Source organism: Micromonospora sp. RTBAU3-60 (genome assembly GCF_054963695.1).
The window spans coordinates 85,199-95,224 of the sequence record NZ_JBUEGB010000026.1; the positions used below are offsets into that span (position 1 = coordinate 85,199).

Sequence of the window (10,026 nt, forward strand, 5' to 3'; positions counted from 1 at the left end):
CCCCCGGTTGCGACTGGATTCCCGCCGATGACGTCGGTAAGTTTCCGGGCCGGCCCCTACGGCCTGCGGAATGTGACCGATGTTGATATCGACGGACGAGACGCGAAGATGGCTACCGATGGTGCGACGCGCCAGCGGTTTCCATCGGAGAGGGGATCGTGCCCGCACTCGCAGTGAAGTCGCTCTACAAGATATTCGGCAGTCGAACTGACGAGGCGATGAGGCGCCTCGCGAGCGGCGCCCCGCGCGCCGAGGCGCTGGCCGGCCTGCCTGCCACGGCCGCCGTGATCGACGCGAACTTCGAGGTCCGCCCCGGCGAGATCTTCGTCGTGATGGGCCTCTCCGGCTCGGGCAAGTCCACCCTCATCCGGATGCTCAACGGCCTGCTCCGGCCGACCCGGGGCAGCGTGCAGGTCGACGGGGTCGAACTGACCACGCTCAAGCCCGCCGCGCTGCGCAAGCTGCGGCGGGAGAAGATCAGCATGGTCTTCCAGCACTTCGCGCTGATGCCACACCGGACGGTGCTGGAGAACGCGGGCTACGCGCTGGAGGTCGCCGGCCTGCCCAAGGCCGAGCGGCGCGAACGCGCCCTGGACGCGCTGCGCATGGTCGGGCTCGAGGAGTGGGCGGACAACCTGCCCCACGACCTCTCCGGCGGCATGCGGCAGCGGGTCGGGTTGGCCCGCGCGCTCGCGGCCGGCACCGACATCCTGCTGATGGACGAGGCGTTCTCGGCGCTGGACCCGCTCATCCGCCGGGAGATCCAGGACCAACTCCTGGAACTCCAGGCCGAGCTGGGCAAGACCATCATCTTCATCACCCACGACCTCAACGAGGCCATGCGGCTCGGCGACCGGATCGCCGTCATGCGGGACGGCCGGATCGTCCAGATCGGCACCGCCGAGGAGATCCTCACCGACCCGGCCAACGGGTACGTGGCGCAGTTCGTCGCCGACGTCGACCGGACCCGGATCCTGACCGCCGCGTCGGTGATGGAGAAGCCGCACCACGTGCTGGACGTCAACGCCGGCCCCCGGGTGGCCGCCAAGGCGCTGCGGGAGAGCCAGACCTCGGTGGTCTACGTGACCGGGCCGATGAAGCGGTTCCTCGGCACGGTCACCGAGGACGAGGTGCTGCGGGCGCTGCGCGAGGGCCGCCCGAACCTCGACGGGTACGTGTCGACCGAGCGGGTCCGCACGGTCACCGCGGACACGGCGGTGGCGGACCTGTTCGCCGACTGCGCGGAGAGCCAGCACCCGGTGGCCGTCCTGGACGACCGGGGCCGGCTGGCCGGGGTGATCCCCCGGATCACCCTGCTCAGCGCCCTGGCCAGCGCGACACCGGAGAGTGTCGCGGCAGTGGAGGAGGCGGCCATCCCGGCGCAGCCCGACGTCGAACTCGTCGCCGCGAAGGGAGAGCCGGCATGAGCATCGCGCAGTCCCCGCTCGACTCCTGGCTGCCCCGGCTGCCGCTCGGCACCTGGACCGAGTCCGCCGTCGACTGGGCCACCCGTACCCTCGGCCCGGTCTTCGACGCGGTCGCGACCGTGGTCGACACCCTGGTCCGCCCGCTCGAGAACCTGCTCACCGGCGTACCGGCGGTGGTGGTCGTGCTGGTGCTCGCCGGGCTGGGCTGGTGGCTGCGCGGCTGGAAGTTCGGCCTCGGCACCGCGGTCGGCCTCGGCCTGGTGGCCGGGATGCCGTACTGGGAGGAGACCATGAGCACGCTCGCCCAGGTGCTCGTGGCCAGCCTGCTCGCTCTGCTGCTGGCGATCCCGCTCGGCGTCTTCATCGCGGAGAACCGGCGGGCGTCCGCCGTGGCCCGGCCGGTGCTGGACCTCATGCAAACCCTGCCGGCGTTCGTCTACCTGATCCCCGCCATCTTCTTCTTCGGCATCGGCACCGTGCCCGGCGTGCTGGCCACGCTGGTGTTCAGCATGCCGCCCGGGGTACGCCTGACCGAGCTCGGCCTGCGCCAGGTCGACAAGGAGATCGTCCAGGCCGCGGAGTCGTTCGGCGCGCCGCCGTGGATGGTGCTGCTGCGGACCAAGGTGCCACTGGCCCTGCCGACGATCATGACCGGCGTCAACCAGGTCATCATGCTGGCCCTGTCCATGGTGGTCATCGCCGGCATGGTCGGCGCCGGCGGCCTCGGCGACGTGATCATGTTCGCGCTCTCCCAGGTCGAGGTCGGCAGCGGATTCGAGGGCGGCATCGCCGTCGTGGTCCTCGCCGTGGTGCTCGACCGGCTCACCGACTCCGTGGGCGACCGGTTCCCCTCCGCGCGGGCGCAGCGCCTCGCGCGGCAGGCCGCCTGACCGTCGCCCCTCCGCCGGCACCCCTGTTCCCGCGTACGCGGGACCGCCGGCTGCTCCGAATCAGGAAGGAAGATCTGTGTTCACCACCCTGAAACGCGTCCTCGCCCTCGCGGTGACCGCCACCCTGGCTCTCGGCGGTGCCGCCGCCTGCGGCGAGAAGTCGGACGGCGCGTCCGGCAGCGGCAAGAAGATCACCATCGGCTACATGGCCTGGGACGAGGCGGTCGCCGCCTCCCACCTGTGGCAGCACATCCTCGAGGAGAAGGGCTACCGGGTCCAGCTCAAGAACCTGGAGGCCGGTCTCGTCTACGGCGGTCTCGCCAACGGCGACATCGACCTCTTCCTGGACGGCTGGCTGCCCCAGACGCACGCCTCCTACCTGGAGAAGTACGGCGACAAGCTGGAGAAGATCGGCGTCTGGTACGACGACGCCAGCCTGAGCATCGCCGTGCCGAAGTACGTCGAGGGCATCGACTCGCTCGAGGACCTGGCCGCCCAGGCCGGCACCTTCGGCGGGCAGATGATCGGCATCGAGCCGGGCGCCGGCCTCACCAAGGCCACCCAGGAGAAGGTGCTGCCCGGCTACGGCCTGTCCGGCATGAAGCTGAAGACCTCCTCCACCCCGGCCATGCTGGCGGCGCTGGACGGCGCGATCGCCGACAAGAAGCCCATCGTGGTCACCCTCTGGCACCCGCACTGGGCGTACGCGAAGTACGAGCTGAAGGACCTGGCCGACCCGAAGGGCACCCTGGGCCAGGCCGAGCAGATCAACACCTTCGGCCGCAAGGGCTTCGGCAAGGACTTCCCCGAGGTCGCGAAGATGCTGGAGAAGTTCAAGATGGACGGCCAGCAGCTCGGGTCCCTGGAGGACCTGATGTTCAACACCCACAAGGGCGACGAGAAGAAGGCCGTCGAGGAGTGGCTGAAGGCCAACCCCGACTACCTGAAGGCGCTCGCCTGACCTGCCCCCGCGGGTCTCGCCTGACCTGCCCCCACAGGTGAAGGGAAGGGGCCCCTGTCAACGCCTGGCGTTGTACGAGGGGCCCCTTCTGGCACCCCGGTCACGCACCCCGGCGGCGCCGCAGCCAGCCGGCACCGGCGCTCACCACGGTGGACCCGATCGCGGTGCCGATCGCCACCAGCGCCGCCCCGACCGCCCAGAGCCCGGTGTCGTCGATCGACGCGGCGTGCCGCGCCCAGACGGCCGTGAAGGCCACCGTCATCACCGGGGCCACCAGCCACGGGCCGCGCCACCAGCCGCCGACGCCGGCGATCAGGGCCAGGGTCAGCACGCAGCCGGCCACCTGCCACACCGCGTACGGGCCGCTGATCGCGCCGGTCCGCGGGTCGACCGTGTAGCCGGTCTCCCAGCCCAGCCAGGCCCACCAGGCGCCGACCGTCGCGGCCGCCAGCAGCAGCCCGCCGAGCAGAGTACGCATCGTTGTGGTCACAGCCCGATCCTTCCGGTCCGGGCGGCCGGGCGGATGAGCATCCGTACTCGGCCTGAGCGGGCCCGGGTTCAACGGCGCAGGGTGGTCTCCCGCGCCATGTGCGACAGCTTTTCCGGGTTGCGCACGGCGTAGAGCCCGGTGATGAGGCCGTCGTCGATACGAAACGCCAGGACGCTGTCGAGCTCGCCGTCGAGGTGGAGGATCAGCGCCGGGTAGCCGTTGACCTGTGCCGGCCGCAGCGACGCCGTGTCGGCGAACCTGCCCAGCCCGACGGCCAGCAGGCGGGCCACCTTGTCGGCCCCCACGACGGGCCGCGGGACGGCCTGCTTGACTCCGCCACCGTCACCCAGCAGGACGACATCCGGTGCGAGGATGTCGAGCAGGCTCTGCAGGTCGCCCGTTTCGACCGCCCGCTGGAACGCGTCGAGGGCGTCTCGGGTCTCGGCCACGCTCACGACGTGACGCGGCCGGCGCGCCGCGACATGTGCCCGGGCCCGGTGCGCGATCTGGCGGACCGCGGCCGGGGTCTTGTCGACGGCTTCGGCGATCTCGTCGTACTCGACGTCGAACACCTCGCGCAGCACGAACACCGCCCGCTCGGTGGGGGTGAGCGTCTCCAGCACCAGCAGCATCGCCATCGAGACGCTGTCGGCCAACTCGACGTCGTCGGCCACGTCCGGCGCGGTGAGCAGCGGCTCGGGCAGCCAGGGGCCGACATAGGACTCCCTGCGGCGGCCGAGCGTACGCAGCCGGACGAGCGCCTGGCGGGTGGTGATCCGGACCAGGTACGCACGCTGATCCCGCACCGTGCCGAGTTCGACGCCCGCCCACCGCAACCAGGTCTCCTGCAGGACGTCCTCCGCGTCGGCGGCCGAGCCGAGCATCTCGTAGGCGACGGTGAACAGCAGGTTGCGGTGGGCGAGGAACGCCTCGGTGGCGGGGCCGGGGCGGTCGTCGCGGCTGCTGCCCCTGGCGCGATCGTCGGATGCGGTCTGCGGCGTGCCGACCATGGGTGACTCCTGTTCGCTCTCGACTGCGTCACCCATCAGATGCCGGGCCCCGCCGTTCTGTGACACCGGAACGGTAGCCAATCCTCGTCGTCCGGCAGCGAATCGCGGGGCGGCGGGGCAGCGCCCTGGGCAGCGGCGCGTCGTACGTCACCGATGCGCCAACCGCTTGTGGTGCGCGTCACGTAGCCGCACCGTCACAGGGATCGGGTCGCCGGCATCTCATGTTCGTCCAGTGCAGCACAAGGAGTGAGGACGGAGCCATGGACGCCCGATTCAACATGTTCGACAACGAGATCGCCGCCAAGTTCTTCAAGCGGTTCGCCAACGCCGGCCTGGTAATCCATCAGTCGCCGTTGCCGAGGTCCACCCAGGAGTTGGTGTCGCTGCGCGCCAGCCAGATCAACGGCTGCGGTTGGTGCATCGACATGCACACCAAGGAGGCCGCAGCCGCCGGTGAAACCTCGGTCCGGCTCAACCTGGTCGCCGCCTGGCGCGAGTCCACGGTCTTCACCGAGGCCGAGCGGGCCGCGCTGGCGCTCGCCGAAGAGGGCACCCGGCTCGCCGACGCCCACCAGGGCGTGTCCGACGAGACCTGGGCCCAGGTACGCAAGCACTACGACGACGACCAGATCGCAGCGCTGGTCTCCCTGGTCGCCCTGATCAACGCGGCCAACCGGCTCGCCGTGATCGTGCACCAGCAGGGGGGTTCCTACGAGCCCGGCATGTTCGCCGCCGCGCTCAACTGATCGGCGGAGGAACCGGCCCGGCCCAGGATCACTCGATCCTGGGCCGGGCCCGCCCATGCCCGGGCACACCGGCCATGACGCCGTACCGCCCGAACGCGACGAGTGGCTCCTCCGGAGCGATCGTGCGGGTCGCCGGCTACCCGGGATTCTGTTCGCGCTATCGCGGGGTCAGCACACAGAACTCATGGCCATCGGGATCGGCCATGACCACCCAGCTGACGTCACCCTGGCCGATGTCGATGCGCGTTGCCCCGAGGGAGATGAGGCGGTCGACCTCCGCTTGCTGATCACCGTCGGCGGGTGGAGCGAGGTCGAAATGCAGCCGGTTCTTGCCGGTCTTCGGCATCAGTGGCGGACCGCCCCAGGTGATCTTCGGACCGCCGTGCGGCGAGCGGATGGCGGTCTCCTGGTCCTGGTCCCAGACCAACGGCCAGCCCAGCGCTTCGCTCCAGAAGTATCCGACCTCCTGCGAACCGTCGCACGCAAGCGCTCCGATGAATCCGCAGTCGGCGAGGAACTTGTTGCCCGGCTCGATGACGCAGAACTCGTTGCCTTCGGGGTCTGCCAGCACCACATGACCATCGTCCGGGTCCTGGCCAATGTCGATGTGCCGGCCACCGAGTTCGAGCGCCCGCGCCACCGTCTGCTGCTGGTCGTCGAGGGACGTGCTCGTCAGGTCGAAGTGCATCTGGTTCTGGCCGACCTTCTGCTCCTGACTTGGCAGAAAGCGGAGCCGGAACCCGGTGTCATCGCTCGGCAGCAGCGTGATGCCGTCTCGGGGGTCGTCGGCCAACTCCCAGCCGAGGACGCCGGCCCAGAAGCGCGCGAGCCGGAGCGGGTCGTGCGCGTCGAAGCAGAGCGCGAGGAGACGACTGGTCATTCCGCTCCGCACCTCCGATCTGCTCATTCAGAGCCCCGGACAGGGCACGTCCTCCGCGCCCACAGGGAGGGACAACGCTAGGCGCTGGGGGGCTCGCCACGCAAAGAGAATTAGCCAGCGCGCCGAGGACGCCAACTTGGCACCGCTAGTGAGCCAACATGGCTTGTGTGTGAGCCATCGGTGTGCCATATTGGCACCATGGACTTGACCCCGTATGTGAGCAACCTCGGACGTGAGTTCGCCACGCTTGCCGAAGCCGGCGGTGAGGAGGCGCGTGCGCTGGTCGAGCGCCTGACCGGGTCGCTCGAGTCGGCGATCCGGATGACGCTGTTGGACGCGCTGTCGGCCGCCGCCGACGAGATCACCCGGGACCTGGCTCCGGGTTCGGTGGAGCTGCGCCTGCGCGGACGCGATCCGAGCTTCGTCGTGACCCCGCCACCCGCCGAGCCGCTCGAGGTCACGGCCGAGAACGCTGCGGCTACGGCCGACGGCGCGCCGGACAGCGATCTGCTGATCTCCGAGGACGGCCCCGCCGCCCGGATCAACGTACGCATGCCCGAGCAGCTCAAGGCCGCGATCGAGGAGGCCGCGGCCAAGGAGGGGCGCTCGGTCAACGCCTGGCTGGTCCGGGCGGCCGCCGCCGGCCTGCAGCGGCCCGACCGCGATCAGCGCCCCGAGCCACGCGGCAGCGGGAAGCGGACCAAGCAGGGCTTCACCGGCTGGGTGCGCTAACCACGCTGTTCTCACACCGCGTCCCCGGCTCTGCGGGGACGAATCACCTATCCAACCCATGATGCGGGGACAACCCATGCCAAAGTACGAGACGCCCGAATCGATTTCCGTCACGCTCGAACTCGCCGTCGGCTACGTGCGGATCGCCGCGAGCGACCGCACCGACACCGTCGTCGAGGTCCGCCCGAGCGACGAGTCCGACGAGTCCGATGTGCAGGCCGCTGCGCAGGTCCGTGTCGACTACACCAACGGCATGCTCCAGGTCACCGGCCCGAAGCGCACTTTCGACTTCTCGAAGAAGAGCAGATCGGTGGACGTTTCCATCGAACTGCCCAGCGGTTCCCAACTGTCCGCTCACCTGCAGATGGGCGACGTCCGCTGCGCCGGCCAGCTCGGGGAGTGCCGGCTCAAGACCACCGGCAACGTCTGGCTCGAACGAACCGGCCCGCTGCGCCTGCACACGGGGGTCGGTCACGTCACCGCCGACGGCATCACGGGCGACGCCGAGATCTCCACCGGCTCCGGCAAGATCCAGATCGGCGAGGTCGAGGGCGCCGTAGTGGTCAAGAACTCCAACGGCGACACCACGATCGACGCCGTCACCGGCGACGTGCGGGTGCGCAACGCCAACGGCGCCATCGACGTCCAGCGGGCCGGCGCCGGCGTCGACGCGAAGACGTCCAACGGCAGCATCCGCCTCGGCGAGGTGGCCCGCGGCTCGGTCGTGCTCGGGACCGCCATGGGCGACCTGGACATCGGCATCGCCGAGGGCACCGCCGCCTGGCTCGAGGTCAACACCGGATTCGGGCACGTACGCAACCTGCTGGAGAACGCCACCCGGCCCGACGAGACCGACCAGACCGTCGAGGTGCGCGGCCGCACCTCCTACGGCGATATCACCATCCACCGCTCCTGATCCACTTCCGGCCCCGGAGAAAACATGACCAGCACGCAATCCCGGCCGGCGATCGCCGCGACCGGGCTACGGAAATCGTTCGGCGACCATGTCGTGCTCGACGGACTCGACCTGAACGTGCCACGGGGAACGGTCTTCTCGCTGCTCGGCGCGAACGGCGCCGGGAAGACCACCACGGTCAAGATCCTCTCCACTTTGCTCACCGCTGATGGCGGTGACGTCCAGGTCGCCGGGCACGACCTCGCTCGCGAGCCGGACGCGGTGCGCGCCGCGATCGGCGTCACCGGTCAGTTCTCCGCGGTGGACAAGCTGCTCACCGGCGAGGAGAACCTGCGGCTGATGGCGGATCTGCACCACCTCGCCCGAGGCGAAGGCCGCCGACGCGTCGCCCGACTGCTCGAACAGTTCGACCTGACCGAGGCGGCCAGGAAGCCAGCATCGACCTACTCCGGGGGCATGCTGCGGCGGCTCGACCTGGCGATGACCCTGGTCGGCAGCCCACAAGTGATCTTCCTCGACGAGCCGACCACCGGACTGGACCCGCGCAGCCGCCGGGACATGTGGCAGACCGTCCGGGACCTGGTGGCCGGCGGCGTCACCATCTTCCTGACCACGCAGTACCTGGACGAGGCCGACGAGTTGGCCGACCGGATCGCGGTCCTCAACCACGGCCGGGTGGTCGCCGAGGGAACCGCGGAGGAACTGAAGCGCCGCATCCCCGGCGGACACGTTCGCCTGCGCTTCGCCGACCCGCAGGGCCTCGACGCGGCCATGCGCGTGCTGGATCAGGCCGCGCGCGACAACGACGCGCTCGCCCTGCGGGTGCCCAGCGACGGCAGCCTGCGCTCGCTGAAGACCCTGATCGGCCGGCTCGACGACCCGGCCATCGAGGTCGACGAGCTCTCCGTGCACACCCCCGATCTCGACGACGTCTTCCTCGCCCTCACCGGCAACCCCACCAACGAGAAGGTGACCACCCGATGAGCATCCCCGCCCTCACCGGCCCGGCTCCGGCACGCCTCCGTTTCCATCCGCTACGCGACTCGGCGACGATGCTGCGCCGCAACCTCAAGCGCATGCTGCGGTACCCGTCGATGACCGTGATGCTCGTCGGGATGCCCGTCGTCTTCCTGCTGCTGTTCGTCTACGTGCTCGGCGGCACGCTGGGCGCCGGGCTCGGCGGGTCGGTGCCCAGCGGCGCGGCCGGCGGGCGCGCCGCGTACGCCAACTACGTGGCACCCGCGATCATCCTGATGACCGTGGCGGCCACGGTCCAGGGGACCGCGATCTCGATCGCCATGGACATGACCGAAGGCATCATCACCCGGTTTCGCACCATGCACATCGCCCGCGTCTCGGTGCTGACCGGACACGTCCTGGGCAGCATGATCCAGGCCGTGATCAGCCTGGCGGTCGTGATCGGCGTAGCGCTGCTGGTCGGCTTCCGGCCCACCGCCGGGCTGGGCGAGTGGCTGGCCACGGCCGGTTTTCTGGTGGTGGTGACCTTCGCGCTCGTCTGGTTGTCCGTCGCGCTCGGCCAGGTGAGCGGGAGCGTCGAGACCGCGAGCAACCTGCCCATGCCGCTCATTCTGCTGCCCTTCCTCGGCAGCGGGTTCGTCCCCACCGACTCCATGCCGGCGGGTCTGCGCTGGTTCGCCGAGTACCAGCCGTTCACGCCGATCATCGAAACCCTGCGCGGCCTGCTGATGGACAAGCCGATCGGGAACAACGCGTGGATCGCGATCATCTGGTGCGCCGTCATCGCGCTCGGCGGATACCTCTGGTCGAAGCGACTGTTCAACGTGGCCTAGCGAGGATTCCCGGCCCCTTCAGGGCCGGGAGGAATCGCGTCAGGAGCCTGGACGTTTTTGGTTTTCGATGTACTCGTGATGGCGGTGAGGGGTGGCCCACCGCATGATCCGGCGTAGTACGACGGTGACCACAGGTGGCCGTGTGTGATGTGCCGGTTGATCC

Annotated in this window: 11 protein-coding genes and 1 pseudogene; 8 read left to right on the forward strand and 4 right to left on the reverse strand. The window is 69.8% G+C overall.

Going from position 1 to position 10,026, the window contains the following annotated elements; all coding sequences use genetic code 11:
- The first annotated feature begins 155 nt into the window (after positions 1-155).
- The 3 genes from ACY34I_RS23885 (at position 156) to ACY34I_RS23895 (ending at position 3,278) form a co-directional block, all read left to right on the forward strand.
- Positions 156-1,427: a quaternary amine ABC transporter ATP-binding protein gene (locus ACY34I_RS23885; RefSeq protein WP_462757292.1), complete on the forward strand. Its 1,272-nt coding sequence runs from the start codon at positions 156-158 to the stop codon at positions 1,425-1,427.
- The gene (locus ACY34I_RS23890) at positions 1,424-2,317 is read left to right on the forward strand and encodes an ABC transporter permease (RefSeq protein WP_148794418.1); all 894 of its coding nucleotides are present in this window, start codon (positions 1,424-1,426) and stop codon (positions 2,315-2,317) included. Before ACY34I_RS23885 ends, ACY34I_RS23890 begins: the two co-directional genes overlap by 4 nt.
- 76 nt (positions 2,318-2,393) lie before the next feature.
- The gene (locus tag ACY34I_RS23895) at positions 2,394-3,278 is read left to right on the forward strand and encodes a glycine betaine ABC transporter substrate-binding protein (RefSeq protein ID WP_462757277.1); all 885 of its coding nucleotides are present in this window, start codon (positions 2,394-2,396) and stop codon (positions 3,276-3,278) included.
- 100 nt (positions 3,279-3,378) lie between these two features.
- On the opposite strand, the gene ACY34I_RS23900 is transcribed toward ACY34I_RS23895, so the two are convergent.
- Together ACY34I_RS23900 and ACY34I_RS23905 are read right to left on the reverse strand one after the other, a co-directional pair.
- Complete coding sequence (locus ACY34I_RS23900) at positions 3,379-3,768, reverse strand: hypothetical protein (protein ID WP_462757278.1); 390 nt, start codon at positions 3,766-3,768, stop codon at positions 3,379-3,381.
- A 68-nt stretch (positions 3,769-3,836) separates the two neighbouring features.
- Complete coding sequence (locus tag ACY34I_RS23905) at positions 3,837-4,778, reverse strand: RNA polymerase sigma-70 factor (protein ID WP_462757279.1); 942 nt, start codon at positions 4,776-4,778, stop codon at positions 3,837-3,839.
- A 260-nt stretch (positions 4,779-5,038) separates the two neighbouring features.
- Here ACY34I_RS23905 and ACY34I_RS23910 point away from each other — a divergent pair, with 260 nt between their 5' ends.
- Positions 5,039-5,524: a carboxymuconolactone decarboxylase family protein gene (locus ACY34I_RS23910; RefSeq protein ID WP_462757280.1), complete on the forward strand. Its 486-nt coding sequence runs from the start codon at positions 5,039-5,041 to the stop codon at positions 5,522-5,524.
- Between the two features lie 157 nt (positions 5,525-5,681).
- On the opposite strand, the gene ACY34I_RS23915 is transcribed toward ACY34I_RS23910, so the two are convergent.
- The gene (locus tag ACY34I_RS23915; protein WP_462757281.1) at positions 5,682-6,404 is read right to left on the reverse strand and encodes a VOC family protein; all 723 of its coding nucleotides are present in this window, start codon (positions 6,402-6,404) and stop codon (positions 5,682-5,684) included.
- Positions 6,405-6,602: 198 nt separating this feature from the next.
- Here ACY34I_RS23915 and ACY34I_RS23920 point away from each other — a divergent pair, with 198 nt between their 5' ends.
- The 4 genes from ACY34I_RS23920 (at position 6,603) to ACY34I_RS23935 (ending at position 9,863) form a co-directional block, all read left to right on the forward strand.
- Entirely contained in the window at positions 6,603-7,136 is a 534-nt protein-coding gene (locus tag ACY34I_RS23920; protein ID WP_462757282.1) for a ribbon-helix-helix protein, CopG family, read from the forward strand.
- A gap of 76 nt (positions 7,137-7,212) precedes the next feature.
- A complete protein-coding gene (locus ACY34I_RS23925; protein ID WP_462757283.1) occupies positions 7,213-8,052 on the forward strand; it encodes a DUF4097 family beta strand repeat-containing protein in 840 nt (279 codons plus the stop codon).
- A 24-nt stretch (positions 8,053-8,076) separates the two neighbouring features.
- Positions 8,077-9,036, forward strand: coding sequence for an ATP-binding cassette domain-containing protein (locus ACY34I_RS23930; RefSeq protein ID WP_462757284.1), 960 nt, complete (start codon positions 8,077-8,079; stop codon positions 9,034-9,036).
- Complete coding sequence (locus ACY34I_RS23935) at positions 9,033-9,863, forward strand: ABC transporter permease (RefSeq protein WP_462757285.1); 831 nt, start codon at positions 9,033-9,035, stop codon at positions 9,861-9,863. Before ACY34I_RS23930 ends, ACY34I_RS23935 begins: the two co-directional genes overlap by 4 nt.
- A 39-nt stretch (positions 9,864-9,902) precedes the next feature.
- On the opposite strand, the pseudogene ACY34I_RS23940 reads toward ACY34I_RS23935, so the two are convergent.
- Positions 9,903-10,026: pseudogene (locus ACY34I_RS23940) on the reverse strand (transposase); the annotation flags it as partial.